Annotated in this window: 16 protein-coding genes and 1 riboswitch; of the genes, 8 read left to right on the forward strand and 8 right to left on the reverse strand. The window is 64.5% G+C overall.

The features are described 5' to 3' along the window. Positions 1-18: 18 nt before the first annotated feature. Positions 19-1,350 carry an IS4 family transposase gene (locus CW360_RS03705; RefSeq protein WP_170307333.1) on the forward strand — a complete coding sequence of 444 codons (1,332 nt, stop codon included), beginning with the start codon at positions 19-21 and terminating at the stop codon, positions 1,348-1,350. A 53-nt stretch (positions 1,351-1,403) separates the two neighbouring features. Here CW360_RS03705 and CW360_RS03710 read toward each other — a convergent pair whose 3' ends face one another. Beyond that, positions 1,404-1,979 carry a YceI family protein gene (locus CW360_RS03710; RefSeq protein WP_093984688.1) on the reverse strand — a complete coding sequence of 192 codons (576 nt, stop codon included), beginning with the start codon at positions 1,977-1,979 and terminating at the stop codon, positions 1,404-1,406. Between the two features lie 65 nt (positions 1,980-2,044). Further along, positions 2,045-2,599, reverse strand: coding sequence for a cytochrome b (locus CW360_RS03715; RefSeq protein WP_093984687.1), 555 nt, complete (start codon positions 2,597-2,599; stop codon positions 2,045-2,047). Positions 2,600-2,801: 202 nt separating this feature from the next. On the opposite strand from CW360_RS03715, the gene CW360_RS03720 reads away from it, so the two are divergent. Together CW360_RS03720 and CW360_RS03725 are read left to right on the forward strand one after the other, a co-directional pair. Then, entirely contained in the window at positions 2,802-4,205 is a 1,404-nt protein-coding gene (locus CW360_RS03720) for an adenosylmethionine--8-amino-7-oxononanoate transaminase (protein WP_101192796.1), read from the forward strand. An 83-nt stretch (positions 4,206-4,288) separates the two neighbouring features. Further along, complete coding sequence (locus CW360_RS03725) at positions 4,289-5,008, forward strand: 16S rRNA (uracil(1498)-N(3))-methyltransferase (RefSeq protein ID WP_101192797.1); 720 nt, start codon at positions 4,289-4,291, stop codon at positions 5,006-5,008. Between the two features lie 49 nt (positions 5,009-5,057). Here CW360_RS03725 and cpdA read toward each other — a convergent pair whose 3' ends face one another. From cpdA to thiC, 4 genes are all read right to left on the reverse strand, one after another. After that, complete coding sequence (gene cpdA, locus CW360_RS03730; RefSeq protein ID WP_245874659.1) at positions 5,058-5,885, reverse strand: 3',5'-cyclic-AMP phosphodiesterase; 828 nt, start codon at positions 5,883-5,885, stop codon at positions 5,058-5,060. 112 nt (positions 5,886-5,997) lie between these two features. After that, on the reverse strand, positions 5,998-6,444 hold the full coding sequence (locus CW360_RS03735) for a DUF1249 domain-containing protein (RefSeq protein WP_371870532.1): 447 nt from the start codon (positions 6,442-6,444) through the stop codon (positions 5,998-6,000). Further along, the gene (locus CW360_RS03740) at positions 6,441-7,061 is read right to left on the reverse strand and encodes an NUDIX domain-containing protein (protein ID WP_101192798.1); all 621 of its coding nucleotides are present in this window, start codon (positions 7,059-7,061) and stop codon (positions 6,441-6,443) included. The genes CW360_RS03735 and CW360_RS03740 overlap by 4 nt, the downstream gene beginning before the upstream one ends. A gap of 71 nt (positions 7,062-7,132) precedes the next feature. After that, the gene (gene thiC / locus CW360_RS03745) at positions 7,133-9,016 is read right to left on the reverse strand and encodes a phosphomethylpyrimidine synthase ThiC (RefSeq protein ID WP_101192799.1); all 1,884 of its coding nucleotides are present in this window, start codon (positions 9,014-9,016) and stop codon (positions 7,133-7,135) included. Positions 9,017-9,096: 80 nt separating this feature from the next. Continuing rightward, positions 9,097-9,203: riboswitch (TPP riboswitch) on the reverse strand. Positions 9,204-9,370: 167 nt separating this feature from the next. Between thiC and CW360_RS03750 the strand changes: the two genes are divergently transcribed. Continuing rightward, the gene (locus CW360_RS03750) at positions 9,371-10,813 is read left to right on the forward strand and encodes a TolC family outer membrane protein (protein WP_101192800.1); all 1,443 of its coding nucleotides are present in this window, start codon (positions 9,371-9,373) and stop codon (positions 10,811-10,813) included. Positions 10,814-10,900: 87 nt separating this feature from the next. On the opposite strand, the gene waaA is transcribed toward CW360_RS03750, so the two are convergent. Continuing rightward, on the reverse strand, positions 10,901-12,178 hold the full coding sequence (gene waaA, locus CW360_RS03755; RefSeq protein WP_101192801.1) for a lipid IV(A) 3-deoxy-D-manno-octulosonic acid transferase: 1,278 nt from the start codon (positions 12,176-12,178) through the stop codon (positions 10,901-10,903). Between the two features lie 46 nt (positions 12,179-12,224). Between waaA and CW360_RS03760 the strand changes: the two genes are divergently transcribed. The 4 genes from CW360_RS03760 (at position 12,225) to CW360_RS03775 (ending at position 15,539) form a co-directional block, all read left to right on the forward strand. After that, a complete protein-coding gene (locus tag CW360_RS03760; protein ID WP_093984813.1) occupies positions 12,225-12,557 on the forward strand; it encodes a DMT family transporter in 333 nt (110 codons plus the stop codon). A 96-nt stretch (positions 12,558-12,653) separates the two neighbouring features. Beyond that, positions 12,654-13,829 (forward strand): NAD(P)/FAD-dependent oxidoreductase, encoded by a 1,176-nt coding sequence (locus CW360_RS03765; protein ID WP_101192802.1) that lies wholly within the window; start codon positions 12,654-12,656, stop codon positions 13,827-13,829. Continuing rightward, positions 13,826-14,650 (forward strand): aldo/keto reductase, encoded by an 825-nt coding sequence (locus CW360_RS03770; RefSeq protein WP_101192803.1) that lies wholly within the window; start codon positions 13,826-13,828, stop codon positions 14,648-14,650. Before CW360_RS03765 ends, CW360_RS03770 begins: the two co-directional genes overlap by 4 nt. A gap of 31 nt (positions 14,651-14,681) precedes the next feature. After that, positions 14,682-15,539 (forward strand): metal ABC transporter ATPase, encoded by an 858-nt coding sequence (locus CW360_RS03775; protein WP_093984677.1) that lies wholly within the window; start codon positions 14,682-14,684, stop codon positions 15,537-15,539. Positions 15,540-15,613: 74 nt separating this feature from the next. On the opposite strand, the gene CW360_RS03780 is transcribed toward CW360_RS03775, so the two are convergent. Next, positions 15,614-16,708: a peptidoglycan-binding domain-containing protein gene (locus CW360_RS03780; protein ID WP_170307352.1), complete on the reverse strand. Its 1,095-nt coding sequence runs from the start codon at positions 16,706-16,708 to the stop codon at positions 15,614-15,616. Between the last annotated feature and the right edge of the window lie 114 nt (positions 16,709-16,822).

Raw genomic sequence — 16,822 nt, forward strand, 5'->3', positions numbered from 1 at the left:
CCTGGCATCGGATTTTTTATGTCTCTGCAACAGCAACTGCTCGACTTAGGTGAACTGTTCAACTTCTCGGATCTGAGCACCTTCACCCAAAACATCCCGATCGAGTGGGTGGCATCCGCTCTGGACTTGTCCGCCCAGGCCACCATAAGGCGGCGGCGTCTGCCCAGCGATCAGGTGCTCTGGCTGGTGCTTGGCATGGCCTTGTTCCGTGACGAGCCGGTGCATGAGGTCGCACGACGCCTGAATATCTGTGCCCAGGGGCTGGCCTCTCACGACCTGCTGGCCCGAAGCGGTGTCACCGAGGCGCGTAAACGATTGGGTGCCGATCCGGTTGAGTGGCTGTTTCGTCAGACGGGTAACCAGTGGGGTTGCGAGCGCTATGAGGGCGATACCTGGCAGGGCCTGCAAGTATTGGCCGTGGATGGCGCACTCCTGCGCACCCCAGACACGCCTGAACTCCGAGAGCATTTCGGCTCCGGCAATACCTCCACCGAGCGCCAGACGCCGTTTCCCATGCTGCGACTGGTAGCCCTGATGAACGTGCGCTCGCACCTGATTCTGGATGCGCAGGTGAGTCCCTACCGGCGCAGTGAGATGCGCTTGGCCGATGAGTTTATGCAGCAGATTCCCAATCAGTCGGTGACGCTGTTCGATAAGGGCTTCTGGAGTGCCGACTTGCTGTTGCGCCTGGGCGCCGCAGGGGAAAGCCGGCACTGGCTGATTCCGGCCCGCCAAGGGCTGGTTGGCGAGGAAGTCGCTCGTTACGGCAAGGGCGATCGTTTGCTGCGCATGAAGGTGTCGGCACAGGCACGAAAGCGCAACCCCGACCTGCCGACGCACTGGGAGGTACGTGAAGTCAGCTACGCCGTGAAGGACAAGATCAAGACAGTGCTCACCTCGCTGCCTGCGGATACTTACAGCGCCAAGACCATCGCCAAGCTGTATCAGGAGCGCTGGGAGATCGAGCTGGGCTTCCGGGATATCAAAAGCTCTCTGCAGCAGAATGCGATGACCCTGCGCAGCAAGGTAACGGAGCTGGTCTACCAGGAGGTCTGGGGCTTGTTGTTGGCCTACAACATCATCCGCCGCGAAGCCGGTCAGGCAGCCGTCGCCTTCGGCCGCTCTCCGGGCGACATCCGCTTCAAACCAGTAGCTCAATACATCGCCGTGCAATTGATCGTGATGGCGGCGGCCAACCCGATTTCAGCAACAGGAACACGATTGTCGGAGCTGAGAGCAGGAATCGGTGGGCTGTTTCTGGATCACCGTCCAAGGCCATCAAGACCAAGGACGGTGAAGATCTCAAAGACCCGTTATCCAGTGGATCGAAAGGCTGCTCCGCTTAAGTGAACAGCATTACGGCAATGCCGGCGTTTTTTATGGGCGCTAAGCTATTGCGCGGCTTACTGGCGGATGCCTTCCACCGAGAGAATCAGCTCGACTTCCTGAGAGGCCGGGCCAAGATCCTTGGTGATACCGAAATCCTTCAGGGCAATACGTGTCGAACCCTCGAAGCCGGCACGATAGCCGCCCCAGGGGTCCTGCCCCTCACCCAGCAGGCGAGCCTGGATCACCACCGGCTTGGTCACGCCATTCAACGTCAGGTCGCCGGTGATATCCGCCGTACCCTCGCCCGTGGACTTGACGGCGGTGGACACGAAGCTGGCCTGCGGATGCTTGTCGACGTTGAGGAAATCCGCACTACGCAAATGCTTGTCGCGCTCGGCATGGTTGGAGTCCAGGCTGGCGGTATTGATGGTCACGTTGACCTTGCTGGCCTCGGGGTTGGCCGCATCGAAGCTGAAGCTGCCGTCAAAGTCCTTGAAGGTGCCGTACAGCCAGCTATAGCCCAGGTGGCTGATCTTGAAGTTGATGAAGGCATGCTGGCCGGGCTTGTCGATCGCATAGTCGGCCGCCAGCGCCTGGCCGGCGAACAGCGCAGCGCCCAGGGTCAGTGCAGCAAGGGATTTCTTCAGCATGGTGAGTCTCCTGTTGTAGTAGGGGATGGTCGCCCTGCGGCGACCGGGTACTGCCAAAACACGTGTCAACGCGAACCACGTCCTAGCATGCGCAGCAGGGTGGCATCGCGATCCAGCCAGTGGTGCTTGAGTGCCGCCAGGGCATGCACCGCCACCAGCGCCATCAGCCCCCAGGCCAGGTATTCATGGACCTGTCCGGCCAGGTCTTCCTGGCGCGGCAGGCCAGTCAGGGTCGCCGGCACACTGAACAGGCCAAACACCTCGATGGGCCGGCCATCGGCGGTGGAAATCAGGTAGCCCGAGCCCATCAGGGCAAACAGCAGCAGGTACAGCAGGGCATGCCCGGCCTTGGCGGCCAGCCGGGTCAGCCGATCATGACTGGCCAGCGCAGCGGGCTGCGCGGCAACCAGTCGCCAGCCCAGGCGCAACAGCATGACGGCGAACAGCAGGATGCCCACGCTCTTGTGCAGATCCGGCGCAGTGCGATACCAGCTGCTGTAGTAGTCCAGGCCGACCATCCACAAACCCAAGCCGAACAGGCCGAATACCGCCAGAGCCACCAGCCAGTGCAACAACACACTGACCAGCCCGTAACGGGATGCCGAATTAGCCCATTGCATGGTTGTTTCTCCACAATTGCCGAGTTGTGCGCCGCACCTGGCAAGACCGGGCCGCGCTGTCGATGGATGTCTAGCCTAGCGGTTAACCCATCGAATAAAAGGGGAAAAATTAACTGAAACATATCTATCAGGTTGATCAGTCCAACCTTGCATCCACAGGCATGCAGCCCCTAGGCTCTCTATCCCTGCCAAGGAGAAGCCCATGAACGCAAATACACCGTGGATGCAGCGCGACCTGGCCGTGCTCTGGCACCCCTGCACGCAGATGAAAGACCACGAGCGCCTGCCGCTGGTTCCGATCCGCCGTGGCGAGGGCGTCTGGCTGGAAGATTTCGACGGCAAGCGCTACCTGGATGCGGTCAGCTCCTGGTGGGTCAATGTGTTCGGCCATGCCAACCCGCGCATCAACGCACGCATCCGCGAGCAGCTGGACAGCCTTGAGCACGTGATGCTGGCCGGCTTCACCCATCAGCCGGTGATCGAACTGTCCGAGCGCCTGGTGCAGATCACCCCGCCCGGGCTGGCCAAGGTGTTTTACGCCGACAACGGCTCGTCGGGCATCGAGGTGGCGCTGAAGATGAGCCACCACTACTGGCTGAATAGCGGCCAGCCGCAGAAGAAACGCTTCGTCACCCTCACCAACAGTTACCACGGTGAAACGGTGGCGGCGATGTCGGTGGGCGACGTGGCGCTGTTCACCGACACTTACAAGGCGCTGCTGCTCGACACCCTCAAGGTAGCCAGCCCGGATTGCTACCTGCGCCCCGAGGGCATGGGCTGGGAAGAGCACTCGCGGAATATGTTCGCCGCCATGGAACAGACCCTGGCCGAGCACCACCATGAAGTCGCCGCCGTCATCGTCGAGCCGCTGATCCAGGGTGCCGGCGGCATGCGCATGTACCACCCGATCTACCTCAAGCTGCTTCGCGAGGCCTGCGACCGCTACGGCGTGCACCTGATCCACGACGAGATCGCCGTCGGCTTCGGCCGCACCGGGACGATGTTCGCCTGCGAGCAGGCCGGCATCACCCCGGACTTCCTGGTGCTGTCCAAGGCGCTGACCGGCGGTTACCTGCCGATGGCCGCGGTGCTCACCACCGACCAGGTGTACGGCGCCTTCTACGACGACTACGCGACCCTGCGCGCCTTCCTGCACTCGCATACCTACACCGGCAACCCGCTGGCCTGTGCCGCCGCCCTGGCGACCCTGGACATCTTCCGCGACGACCAGGTGATTCAGCGCAACCAGGCACTCGCTGCGCATATGGCCAGCGCCACCGCACACCTCAAGGACCACCCGCATGTCGCCGAAGTGCGCCAGACCGGCATGGCCCTAGCCATCGAGATGGTCCAGGACAAGCCGAGCAAGACCGCCTACCCCTGGCAGCAACGCCGTGGCCTGGCGGTATACCAGCACGCCCTGCAGCGCGGTGCGCTGCTGCGCCCGCTGGGCAGCGTGGTGTACTTCCTGCCGCCGTACGTGATCACCCCCGAGCAGATCGATTTCCTCGCCGAGGTAGCCAGCGAGGGCATCGATATCGCCACGCGCGCGTCGTTCAGCGTCGCGGTAGACAATCGTTATCCCGATCATCGCGATCCGGGCTAGCGACAGCGCCACGCGGCCAGTCACCGCGGAGGCGTCCGGTGCTTTACACTCGCGGCTTTCCACTCGTCGCGTGCAGCTACCCTATGCGCCTATCCCGTTTCTTCATCGACGCCCCACTGTCCCTGGGCCAACACACGCTACCCGAGGCCCAGGCCCACTACATCGGCCGCGTACTGCGGCATGCCGTGGGCGATGCCCTGCAGCTGTTCGATGGCAGCGGCCAGGAATATCGCGGAGCATTGATCGAAGTGAGCAAGAAGGCTGTGCGGGTTGAACTCAGCGAACAGCTGGCCGGCCTGCCCGAATCGCCTCTGCACATTCACCTGGGCCAGGGCCTGTCGCGCGGCGAACGCATGGACTGGGCGATCCAGAAAGCCACTGAGCTGGGCGTCGCGGCGATCACGCCGATCGTCAGCGAACGCTGCGAAGTGCGCCTGAAGGATGAACGCGCCGACAAGCGCCTGGCGCACTGGCGCCAGGTAGCGATCAGCGCCTGCGAGCAGTGTGGCCGCTCAGTCGTCCCGCAGATCCACGCCCCGCAACTGCTGGCTGACTGGCTGGCCCAGCAAAGCGCCGACCTCAGGCTGGTCCTGCATCCACAGGCCGAGGCGCTGACCAGCCACCCGCGCCCGGGCAGCCTGGCCTTTTTGATCGGCCCGGAAGGCGGGCTGGCAGACAGCGAGGTCAGCCAGGCGCAGGCGGCCGGTTTTCTCGGCGCACGCCTCGGCCCACGGGTACTGCGCACGGAAACCGCGCCGGTGGTCGCACTCAGCGTGGCGCAGCAGCTGTGGGGGGATTTCTGAGCGCTATCGCCTGCGCAACGGCATGCCCAGCAGGGCAGCGAGAAGCCGCTTAATAGCCCTTGACGCTGTAATCGATCTCGAAGTCGATGCCGGTAACCCGTGACACCCCGGTATCCAGGCGGCCATCGTCATGCAGGCGCAACCAGCGATAGCCGGGCGCCTCGTGATCCACCTGGAAATCCTCGCTACCCGGCGCGAACTGCACACAGGTCGAGGGCGAGGCCAGCAGGCGCATACCGTGCAGTTGCTGGTCGAACTCCTGGTGCACATGCCCCCACAGCAAGGCCTTGACCTGGCTGCGCCCGGCCAGGCGGGCAAACAGGGCCTGCGGGTTACGGATGCCGATAGGCTCCATCCAGCGGCAGCCGATGGAGACCGGATGATGATGGAAACTCACCAGCACATGTCGTGCGCCGGCGCTATCCAGCGCCTGATCGAGCAGGCTTAGCTGCTCTTCGGCGAAATAACCGGGTACGGCACCGACGATCGAAGAGTCGAGCAGAATGATGCGCCACTGGCCGATGTCCAGCACGCTGTCGAGCAACGCCGTACCGGCGCACGCCGCCTGCATGGCCGCCGGCTCGTCATGGTTGCCGGGAAACCAGCGCACCTGAGGTGCCAGGCTGTCGGTGAGCTGGCGAAAACGCTGGTAGGAGGCCAGCGAGCCATCCTGGGAAAGATCCCCCGTAGCCAGTACCAGGTCGATGCGCGGCTGCTCCTGCTCGACCAGCGCGATCACCCGCTGCAGGCTGTCGCAGGTATCCATGCCCAACAGCCGGCCATCCGCCTCGGCGAACAGGTGACTGTCGGACAGCTGCACCAGCAACACCGAGCTATCGGCAGAGGGGGCGGCAGAGGGGGTGGCAGCACTCGGCAAGGGGCCATCTCCAGGGAAAGTGCTCGGAATTATGGTGTCTGCGCCACCGCAGGGTAAAGCCGGCAACTGGAAACAGATCACAGTTAACGGCGCTGAAATCTTGCCACGTTGTTCAGATTAGCGCTTCTGCGGCATGCCCGTGTGCCTGGCAATGGCTCAGCCATTCACCGAGAAAGCGATTGACCTGCAGTTTCTCATCCGGCAAGTACATGGCCGGATTGGGATAAGGGTAGCTGCCGTGCAGGCGTTGCCTGTCATCCTCGCCCACCACTTCGGCCATCCGTGCGTCATGGTAGGCCCGCACCTGCAGGCAGGCCTGCGGCAACCAGGCCAGTGGCTGCACCTGCCACAGGCGCAGGGTGGTGGTGTAGGGGCAGTTTTCCAGCACAGCAATATGCAGCTGGCCGAACGACTGTTCGCCCTGACTCAGCAGCAGGTTGCGCTGCGCCAGGCCATCGCGCATGTCCGGCAATAAGCGCAGCAGACGCAGATAGTTAAGCTCGCAGATCGCCTGCAGGCCACTCAGATCGACGCGGTAGCGCTCGCGCAGCAGGCTCATGCCCAGGCCTCGCGTACGCGCTGGCGATTCAGCGCCAGCCAGTGCAAGGCCATAATGCTCGCCGCGTTGTCGATGCGCCCGTCCTCTACAGCGGCCAGGGCTTCATCCAGCGACCACACCGCCACACGGATGTCCTCGCCCTCCTCGGCCAGGCCATGCACACCGCCGGCGCCGCGACTGTCACAACGACCGACAAACAGGTGCACCCGCTCATCCGAACCGCCTGGCGACGGGTAGTACTGGCACACCGGCCACAGCTCAGCCAGCGTCAGGTTGGCCTCTTCCAGCGCCTCGCGGCGCGCCACCGCCGCTGGCTGCTCGTCCTTGTCGATCAACCCGGCCACCAGCTCGATCAGCCAGGGGTTGACGCTCTTGTCCAGGGCGCCGACGCGGAACTGCTCGACCAGCACCACGCAATCGCGCGGCGCATCGTAGGGCAGCACGCAAACCGCATCCGGGCGCACGAACAACTCACGACTGAGCAGCGGCCCCTGTTCACCATTGAACAGACGATGCCGCAGCTGCAAACGGTCCACACGGTAAAAGCCGCGGAAGCACTGCTCCCGCTGCACGACCTCACAGGCATCAACCGCCTGGCTGGGATGGAACTCGGACATAAGTCTGCACACCACACACTGACAATGCAGGCAGAGTAGCCGCACTCGCTGCCTGCATGCCAGTCGCCGGCTTACACCTGCCGGTAGATCACCGCGCCTTCCTCGCGGAAACGCTCGGACTGCTCGGCGAAGCCGGCCTCGATGGCCTTCTGCTCGTCGGTCAGGCCGTGCTCGGCGGCGTACTCGCGCACCTCCTGGGTGATCTTCATCGAGCAGAACTTCGGCCCGCACATGGAGCAGAAGTGCGCGACCTTGGCCGACTCCTTGGGCAGGGTCTCGTCGTGGAAGGCGCGCGCGGTATCCGGGTCGAGGCCAAGGTTGAACTGGTCTTCCCAGCGGAACTCGAAGCGCGCCTTGGACAGTGCGTTGTCGCGGATCTGCGCGCCCGGGTGGCCCTTGGCGAGGTCGGCGGCGTGCGCGGCGATCTTGTAGGTGATGATGCCGGTCTTCACGTCATCCTTGTTCGGCAGGCCCAGGTGCTCCTTCGGAGTCACGTAGCAGAGCATGGCGCAGCCGAACCAGCCGATCATCGCCGCGCCGATGCCGCTGGTGATGTGGTCGTAGCCGGGGGCGATATCGGTGGTCAGCGGGCCGAGGGTGTAGAACGGCGCCTCGTCGCAGCACTCCAGCTGCTTGTCCATGTTCTCCTTGATCAGCTGCATCGGCACATGACCGGGGCCTTCGATCATGGTCTGCACGTCGTGCTTCCAGGCGATCTTGGTCAGCTCACCGAGGGTCTCCAGCTCGCCGAATTGCGCGGCGTCGTTGGCGTCGGCAATCGAGCCCGGACGCAGGCCATCACCCAGCGAGAAGCTAACGTCATAGGCCTTCATGATTTCGCAGATTTCCTCGAAGTGGGTGTAGAGGAAATTCTCCTTGTGGTGCGCCAGGCACCACTTGGCCATGATCGAGCCGCCGCGGCTGACGATACCGGTGACGCGCTTGGCGGTCAGCGGCACATAGCGCAGCAGCACGCCGGCGTGGATGGTGAAGTAATCCACGCCCTGCTCGGCCTGTTCAATCAGGGTGTCGCGGAACAGCTCCCAGGTCAGGTCCTCGGCGATGCCGCCGACCTTCTCCAGCGCCTGGTACACCGGCACGGTGCCGATCGGCACCGGCGAGTTGCGGATGATCCACTCGCGGGTCTCGTGGATGTGCTTGCCGGTGGACAGGTCCATGACCGTGTCCGAACCCCAGCGGATGCCCCAGGTCAGCTTGGCCACTTCCTCTTCAATGGAAGAACCCAGCGCCGAGTTGCCGATGTTGCCGTTGATCTTCACCAGGAAGTTGCGGCCGATGATCATCGGCTCCAGCTCCACGTGGTTGATGTTCGCCGGGATGATGGCGCGGCCGCGGGCGATTTCGCTGCGCACGAACTCGGCGGTGATCTCTTTCGGGATCGAGGCGCCAAAGCTCTGCCCGGCATGTTGCTCCTTGAGCAGGCCAGCCTCGCGCGCCTCGGCCAGCTTCATGTTCTCGCGGATGGCAACGTATTCCATCTCGGGCGTGATGATGCCCTTTTTCGCGTAGTGCATCTGGCTGACGTTGTGGCCGGCCTTGGCGCGGCGCGGGTTGCGCACGTGGGCAAAGCGCATGGCCGACAGCTCGGCGTCGTTCAGACGGCGCTGGCCAAACTCGGAGGACAGGCCAGGCAGCTTCTCGGTATCGCCACGGTCCTCGATCCAGGCACTGCGCACGTCCGGCAGGCCCTTGCGCACGTCGATGGTCACATTCGGGTCGGTGTAGGGGCCGGAGGTGTCGTAGACGGTCACCGGGGCGTTGATCTCGCCGCCGAAGGCGGTGGGGGTCACGTCCAGGCTGATCTCGCGCATCGACACGCGGATGTCCGGGCGCGAACCCTGCACGTAGACCTTCTGAGAACGAGGGAAGGGTTGTACGGACTGCTGGTCGACCTGTGCGCTTTCGCTGAGGTTCTTCTGGTGTTGCACGCTCATCGGCTTCTCCGGGCTGACTGTCGGAGCGAACCTGAAGGCGACGGGCGCACCGGGAGCGGTGCCAGAGGGGGTCGCCCAGGAGGCGAGCACATCTTGTTCCCTACGCAGGCCTTAACCTGATCAGGTTCAACGGGATCCGGAACTGTCCGATCTCAGCCCACGACTCTGGGCACCCCGACAAGAACTGCCCGCAGTCTAAACAGCCTGAGCGACGCCAGCAATCGAGCAGACGACAATCGGCGCGGCACAGCACGCGCACAATCGCCCAGGCTGCGCAGGCGCGGCAACTGTACCTTGACCGCCCCTGCTACCGGCCTTAGCCTTGCCCGGTTATCACGCACTCCAGGACTGACCATGTTGCGCAGACTTTCACTGGCTGTTGCCATCGCCGCCATCTCCCATGGTGCCTGGGCCGAACCGGCGCAGACATCCAACCGGGCCGACCTGCTGACCATCTATCAGGACGCCCTGGCCAACAACGCCGACCTCGCCGCCGCCCAGGCCGAGTATCAGGCCCAGCGCGAAGTGGTGCCGCAGGCCCGCGCCGGGCTGCTGCCACAGGTCAATGCCGGGGCCAATGTCAGCGATACACGCAGCGAAGTGGACAGCTCGCTGGGTACGCAAAGCGGCTCACGCAGTGGCATCGCCTACCAGGCCAGCCTCAGCCAGCCGATTTTCCGTGCCGACCGCTGGTTCCAGCTGCAGGCCGCCCAGGCCAGCAGCGAGCAGGCGGCCCTGCAGTTCTCGGCCACCTCGCAGGGGCTGATCCTGCAAAGCGCCGAGGCCTACTTCGGCGTGCTGCGTGCCCAGGACAACCTGGCCACCACCAAGGCCGAAGAAGCCGCCTTCAAGCGCCAGCTGGACCAGGCCAACGAGCGCTTCGACGTGGGCCTGTCGGACAAGACCGACGTACTGGAAGCGCAGGCCGGCTACGACAACGCCCGCGCCAACCGGCTGATCGCCGAGCGCAACGTGGCCGATGCCTTCCAGTCGCTGACCACGCTGACTGATCGACTGTACGAAGGCCTGGAAGGGGTCAAGCACAGCCTGCCGGTGGTCGAGCCCGTGCCCAACGATGCACAAGCCTGGGTCGATACTGCCGCGCAACAGAACCTCAACCTGCAGGCCAGCAACTTTGCCGTGCAGGCCGCCGAAGAAACCCTGCGCCAGCGCAAGGCCGGGCACGCCCCCACGCTGGACGCCGTGGCGCAGTACCAGAAAGGCGACAACGACCTGCTGGGCTTTCGCAACAGTGCCGGCCAGCCACTGCGCTACGGCCCGGATGCCGAGCAGCAGAGCATCGGCCTGCAGCTGAACATCCCGCTGTACAGCGGTGGCCTGACCAGCTCCCAGGTACGCGAGTCCTATCAGCGCCTCAACCAGGCCGCGCAAAGCCGGGAAAGCCTGCGCCGCCAGGTGGTGCAAAACACCCGCAACTTCCACCGCGCGGTGAATACCGACGTGGAACAGGTCAAAGCCCGCCGGCAGACCATCATCTCCACACAGAGCGCGCTGGAAGCCACACAGATTGGTTATCAGGTCGGCACGCGTAACATCGTCGACGTGCTCGATGCGCAGCGCCAGCTGTTCAGCGCGGTGCGCAACTACAACAATGCGCGCTACGACTACCTGCTCAACAACCTGCGCCTCAAGCAGGCCGCCGGCACGCTCAGCCCGGCCGACCTGGAAGCGCTGGATGGCTTCCTCAATCCGCTCTACGACCCGGACAAGGACTTCCTCCCGGAAGACCTGGCCAAGGCCGCCGAGGCGACCTTGCAGGGCAACCCGCAGTTCTGAGCTAAAGCACAAGCGGCTGTTTTCAGCCGCTACCACAGAAACGCCCCTGCCCGCTAACGGTCAGGGGCGTTTTGCTGATACGCGGGATCAGGGCAGCAAGCGTTGTATGCCACCCAACAGACGCGCCAGCGCACCCTGGTTGCGACGCAACACCGCCAGCCCGGCCTCACTCATGGCCTGCCAGTCATCACGGCTCTGCCACAACTGGGCCACCTCGCGGGCCAGGCTGTCGGCATCCTGCACCTCGCGCAGGGCACCGGCCTCGCGCAGCTGGCTGGAGATTTCCAGGAAATTGAACAGATGCGGGCCACTGAGCACCGGCTTGCCCAGTGCGGCAGGCTCCAGCAGGTTGTGCCCACCGTTGGCCACCAGGCTGCCACCAACCAGGGCCACATCGGCCAGGGCATAAAGGAACAGCAGCTCGCCCATGGTATCGCCCAGCAACAGCGCATCCGTTGCCTGGGGCTGCACGCCCGCCGAGCGCCGGCAGGTGGCAAAACCCTGGCGCTGGCACAGCTCGTAAACGCTGTTGAAGCGCTCCGGGTGACGCGGCACGAGAATCAGCAAGGCCTGTGGCCAGCGCGCCAGCAACTGGCGATGCGCGGCCAGGGCAATCTCGTCTTCGCCGGCATGGGTACTGGCAGCAATCCATACCGGCCGCGCGCCCCAGTCGGCCCGGCAGGCTGTGGCGCGCGCCAGCAACTGGGCATCCACCTGCAGGTCGAACTTGATCGAGCCGGTCACCTGCACGGCTTCGGGGCGCGCACCGAGCTGCAGGAAGCGCTGCGCCTCGGCAGCGCTTTGCACGGCAATCAGTTGCAAACGCGCCAACATCGGCGCAGTGAGCCGGGCAAAGCGTGCATAGCCACGTGCCGATCGCTCGGACAGGCGGGCATTGGCCAGCACCACGGGGATGGCGCGACGTTCGCAGGCGGCAATGAAGTTGGGCCACAACTCGGTTTCCATGATCACCGCCAGGCGCGGGCGGAGCTGGCGCAGGAAGCGCGCCGTCGTCCACGGCAGGTCATAGGGCAGGTAGCAGTGCTGGATGCGTCCGGCATACTGCTCGGCAGGAAACAGCGCACGAATGCGCTCGGAACCGGTAGGCGTCATGCAGGTGATGGTGATCGGCAGGTGCGGATAACGCGCCAGCAGTTCACGTACCAACGGCGCCGCCGCGATGCTTTCGCCCACCGACACCGCATGCAGCCAGATGCCGTCAGGTTGCAGCGGCGCCAGCCCCAGGGCAAAACGCTCAGCCACCCGCCGTGCGTAGGCCGGCGCACGCCAGGCCCGCCAGGCCAAGCGCAGCAGGATCAGTGGCAGGGCGACATGAAACAGTAAGGTATACAGGGCACGATTCATGGTTGCGCAGCTTACCATGCCGGTGCTGCCGCGGTTTGGAGTCCCCATGCAAGGCTATGTATTTCTCGCCCTGGCGATCATCGCCGAGGTCATTGCCACCACAGCCCTCAAGTCGGTGGACGGACTGAACAAGCCACTGCCTCTGCTCCTGGTGGTGGTCGGCTATGCCTTGGCCTTCGCCATGCTGGCCCTGGTCATGCGCAGTATTCCCGTGGGCGTCGCCTACGCACTCTGGTCAGGCCTGGGTATTGTACTGATCAGCCTGGCTGCCTGGCTGATCTACGGCCAACGCCTGGATACAGCCACACTGCTGGGCATGGCACTGATCATCAGCGGCGTGGCCGTTATCCAGCTGTTCTCGACGCATAACGGGCACTGACCAGGCACCTCGGCAGAGCAGCGCAACACCCAGCCTGCAGCGTGCGACGACGCCCCAGGGTTATACTGCCCACCCGTTTTCCGGAGAGGCCTACGCATGTCCCACCCCCTCAGCACCGATGTCCTGATCGTCGGCGGCGGCGTCGCCGGCCTCTGGCTGAACGCCCGCCTGCGCCGGGAAGGCTTCTCCACCCTGCTGATCGAGTGCGGCACGCTCGGCGGTGGGCAGAGCGTCAAGTCGCAGGGGATCATCCACGGCGGCGCCAAGTACGCCCTGCATGGTGCCCTGACCGGTGCCTCCGAGGCCATCGCCGACATGCCCAGGCGCTGGCGCGAGGCGCTGGATAGCCAGGGCGAGCTGGACCTGGCTGGCGTGCGCCTGCTCTCCGAGGCTCACTACCTGTGGTCACCCGGCACCCTGGCCGGCAACCTGACCAGCTTCTTCGCCAGCAAGGCGGTGCGCGGCCGGGTCGACCAGGTCAAGGGCGAGGCACTACCTCCGGCGCTGCAACATCCCAAATTCAAGGGCAAGGTCTACCGCTTGGCCGAGCTGGTGCTGGACGTGCCCAGCCTGATCGCGCGCCTGGCCGAGCTGGCCGAAGGCAGCCTGCTGGCCGCCGGCGAGATCATCCCGCTGCACGAGGGCGGCGAGCTGGTCGGCCTGAACGTCGACGGCCGCGCCATTCGCGCCCAACGCATCGTGCTCACCGCAGGCTCCGGCAACGCCGGGCTGCTCGCCGCGCTGGGCGTGGCCGAGCCGCGCCAGCAGCTGCGCCCGCTGCACATGGTGATGGCCAAGGGGCCGGCCCTCAAACCGCTGTACGCGCACTGCCTGGGCGGCGGGCCCAAGCCACGGGTGACCGTGACCAGCCATCCGGCCGCCGACGGCCAGTGGGTCTGGTACCTCGGCGGCGACCTGGCCGAGGCCGATGGCGTGGCCCGCGACGAGGCCGCGCAGATCCGCGCCGCACAGAAGGAGCTGGGCGAGCTGCTGCCCTGGGTCGACCAGAGCGCCACCCGCTGGGCCACCCTGCGCGTCGATCGCGCCGAGCCGGCGCAATCCGGTCTGGTGCGCCCGGACAATGCCTTCCTCGCCGAACAAGGCCGCCTGCTGGTCGGCTGGCCGACCAAGCTGGCACTGTCGCCGGACCTGGCTGATCGGGTACTGACCAAGCTGACCCGCGACGGCATCTGCCCGGGCACGCATGCGCCGCTGCCCGCACTGCCCTGCCCGCCCGTGGCACAGCCGGCCTGGGAGGAGCTGCTGGCATGAACCAAGCAACCTTGCACGACCTCTGGCGTCCGCTGGGCAGCACCGGCCTGCACGTCTCACCGTTGGGCCTGGGCACCGTCAAGCTGGGCCGTGACCAAGGCGTGAAATACCCCAACGGCTTCAGCATCCCCGATGACGCCGCTGCCCGCGCCCTGCTCGACCAGGCCCGCGAACTGGGCATCAATCTGCTCGACACCGCGCCGGCCTATGGTGTCAGCGAGGAACGTCTCGGCCCGCTGCTGCGCGGCCAGCGCCACGCCTGGGTGATCGTCAGCAAGGTCGGCGAGGAATTCGAGCAGGGCCAGTCGCGCTTCGACTTCAGCCCGGCGCACACGCGCTACTCCGTGGAACGCAGCCTGAAGCGCCTGCAAACCGAACACATCGAGCTGGTCCTGGTGCACTCGGACGGCAACGACCTGGCCATCCTGCACGACAGCGGCGTCTACGAGACCCTCGCCGAACTCAAGCGCGAGGGCAAGATCGGCGCCTTCGGCCTGTCCGGCAAAACCGTCGAGGGTGGGCTGCTGGCGCTGGAGCAAGGCGACTGCGCCATGGTCACCTACAACCTCAACGAACAAGCCGAGAAGCCGGTGCTCGACTATGCTGCAGCCCACGGCAAAGCCATCCTGATCAAGAAGGCCCTGGCCAGCGGCCATGTCTGCCTGCAGCCAGGCAGTGACCCGCTGCGCGCCAGCTTCGAGCTGGTGTTTGCCCATCCTGGGGTGAGCAGTGCGATCGTTGGAACCATCAACCCGCAACATCTGTCGCATAACGTAGCGCTGCTGAGCCAGCTGCTCCGTTCCATGCCCACCGCGGACTGAGGGTTCGCCGGGCCACGCCGAGGACCCGCCCATGTCGACCGTACTCGCCCGCAAGGATCCCCAGCACTTCAAGACTCAGGCCCTTCACGTCGAGGCCGACGCACACGCCCTGCATTACCAAGGCCTGCCCCTGCCGCTCAACTTCCAGCAAATGCTCGCACGCCGCCGACCTCTCGCCGCGCCCAAGGACAGCCGACAATTCGTCCTGGAATTGGCCAACCTTGGGGTTTCCGTACGCTTGACCCTGGCCTGGCAGGGACAGGACTACCAGGTGCTGGTTCGCCAGCGGCGCAGCGACCGCGGCGATTGTGTCCTGAAACTGATCTCTGGCTACGTGCCTGCCCACGAGTTACAGCTGCCACTGCTCAGCGCAGTCACCGAAGTGGCCGAAGAATGCCTGGTACAGAGCCCAGCAGGCTGGCTACAGGGACGCTATCTGGATACCTGGCTGGCAACTCCCTACCCCACGCTGCGCTATTGCCATCAGTACTTCCAGCTGCGCCCGCAATGTGGTGCGGCGCTAGCGGTGTACTGCCAGGGCCAACCCCTCATGGAGCGCCCGCAGGCTTACGTGCACCTACCCAGCGCCTCGCTGCAACTGGTCTACGACTTGCGCCTGCAGCTGCCGGACAACCTTCGCCAAATAAGCCTGCAGCATGCCGATGAACGCCTGGAGGGCGATGCGCTGGTCGCCCGCCTGGAACCTCAGCATGAGCTGTTTCTCCTCGCGCCCGAGCAGAATCGCCTGTTCACCCTTGAACAGGGCGAGCTTCGGCCGTTCCAGCACACGCAAGCCCTCTGGCTTTCCGAAGCCTTTGCCACGCGCGATGGCTGGCTGGTGCATGATGAGCGCATCGCCTGGCACGATTGGCTACGCCGCGCCGCCTGAACAAAAAAGCCCATCCCGAAATGCACAACGCCGCAGAATGCTGCGGCGTTGTAAGTAGGCGTAGCCGTGAGTGCTTACTGCTGCACCACACCCAGGTGCTGCAGGCTTTCATAGGTCAAGGCGCCGTAGGCGAGACCATGGCGACGCTGGTATTCCAGCAGGGCCGCCACGGTGCGCGGACCCAGCTTGCCATCGGCCGCCCCGGGATTGAGTCCGGCAGACTGCAGGGCGTTCTGCATGGAAACAATCATCGGTGCATTCAGATCGGCATCGCACACGGCACGTACGGTTACCATCTGCGGCTCGCCGGTGTACTCGGTAGCCGTCAACTGACGTACTTCGGCGGGAACTTGCTGCTCATCCACCTTCTCGGCCTGCGCCACCACCTGCACCGGTAGTTCGGCTGTCTCGTTGGCTACCGGTACCTCAACCACACGGGCCGGGGTTTCCAGCACCCAGCGGGTCACTTCCTTGAAAACCGCCGGTTCAACCACTTCACGCTTCGTTTCCGGCTTGACCAGGGTCTTTTTCATGACGGTAGCCGTCTTGGCCGGGATCAGCCGGGCACACAGGGTACGCGCCGTGTTCTCGCGGGCGAAGGTCACGCCGGCAGTCTTGCAGGCTTCCAGCTCGGTACGGGCGGCTTCGACCTCGACGACTTCCTTCTTCATTTCGAAGACAGCCGGCTCGACGATGGTACGGACAATTTCCGGACGTACCTCGACGCGCTCCTTGACCTGGCGGTAAACCGGCGGCTCGACCTTGTACATGGTCACGCCATCCTTGGTCACCACCTGCTTGCGCTCCTGGCTAAGCTGCGTCGGCGTCACCTGGATTTTGTTCACAGAATCCTTGGTTACCACCTCAAGCGGCTTCTGTACCGGCTTGGGACGGACCACCGACTGTACCCAGCACTGGTTAGCCGACACTACGAAGGCCGCTGGCTGGCTGGCTTGGCTAGTGTTTTCTGCAGCGGCTGGAGTCGCTTCGTCAAGCTGCGCCAACACAGGCTCCGCAGCCACCTGCGGTGCCGCCTCAGCATTCTGCTGGGCCTGTTGCTCAGCCCACTGGCTGTAGTGCACCGAGTCCACTTCGCTGTCCGGCGTGGTTGAGGCACAACCGGAAATTCCCAGCAGCAGACCAGGCAGCAGGTAATAACCAAGCTTCATCATGTTGCTCCTTGTTTTTAATCTAAATCTCAAGACGCACGAGGTAAGTAAATGAATACCCGATAATTTTTCTTATAGCGCCAGAACCCGGCCAGCGTTTTACTCATCTGTACG

Source organism: Pseudomonas fluvialis (genome assembly GCF_002835605.1).
GTDB lineage: Bacteria > Pseudomonadota > Gammaproteobacteria > Pseudomonadales > Pseudomonadaceae > Aquipseudomonas > Aquipseudomonas fluvialis.

Coding starts and splice junctions, on each gene's coding strand:
- CW360_RS03740 (WP_101192798.1), bottom strand. CDS start 7,061: ATGTCCGAGTTCCATCCCAGCCAGGCGGTTGATGCCTGTGAGGTCGTG.
- CW360_RS03705 (WP_170307333.1), top strand. CDS start 19: ATGTCTCTGCAACAGCAACTGCTCGACTTAGGTGAACTGTTCAACTTC.
- CW360_RS03735 (WP_371870532.1), bottom strand. CDS start 6,444: ATGAGCCTGCTGCGCGAGCGCTACCGCGTCGATCTGAGTGGCCTGCAG.
- CW360_RS03725 (WP_101192797.1), top strand. CDS start 4,289: ATGCGCCTATCCCGTTTCTTCATCGACGCCCCACTGTCCCTGGGCCAA.
- thiC (WP_101192799.1), bottom strand. CDS start 9,016: ATGAGCGTGCAACACCAGAAGAACCTCAGCGAAAGCGCACAGGTCGAC.
- CW360_RS03720 (WP_101192796.1), top strand. CDS start 2,802: ATGAACGCAAATACACCGTGGATGCAGCGCGACCTGGCCGTGCTCTGG.
- CW360_RS03765 (WP_101192802.1), top strand. CDS start 12,654: ATGTCCCACCCCCTCAGCACCGATGTCCTGATCGTCGGCGGCGGCGTC.
- CW360_RS03710 (WP_093984688.1), bottom strand. CDS start 1,979: ATGCTGAAGAAATCCCTTGCTGCACTGACCCTGGGCGCTGCGCTGTTC.
- CW360_RS03780 (WP_170307352.1), bottom strand. CDS start 16,708: ATGAAGCTTGGTTATTACCTGCTGCCTGGTCTGCTGCTGGGAATTTCC.
- CW360_RS03775 (WP_093984677.1), top strand. CDS start 14,682: ATGTCGACCGTACTCGCCCGCAAGGATCCCCAGCACTTCAAGACTCAG.
- CW360_RS03750 (WP_101192800.1), top strand. CDS start 9,371: ATGTTGCGCAGACTTTCACTGGCTGTTGCCATCGCCGCCATCTCCCAT.
- CW360_RS03770 (WP_101192803.1), top strand. CDS start 13,826: ATGAACCAAGCAACCTTGCACGACCTCTGGCGTCCGCTGGGCAGCACC.
- CW360_RS03760 (WP_093984813.1), top strand. CDS start 12,225: ATGCAAGGCTATGTATTTCTCGCCCTGGCGATCATCGCCGAGGTCATT.
- CW360_RS03715 (WP_093984687.1), bottom strand. CDS start 2,599: ATGCAATGGGCTAATTCGGCATCCCGTTACGGGCTGGTCAGTGTGTTG.
- waaA (WP_101192801.1), bottom strand. CDS start 12,178: ATGAATCGTGCCCTGTATACCTTACTGTTTCATGTCGCCCTGCCACTG.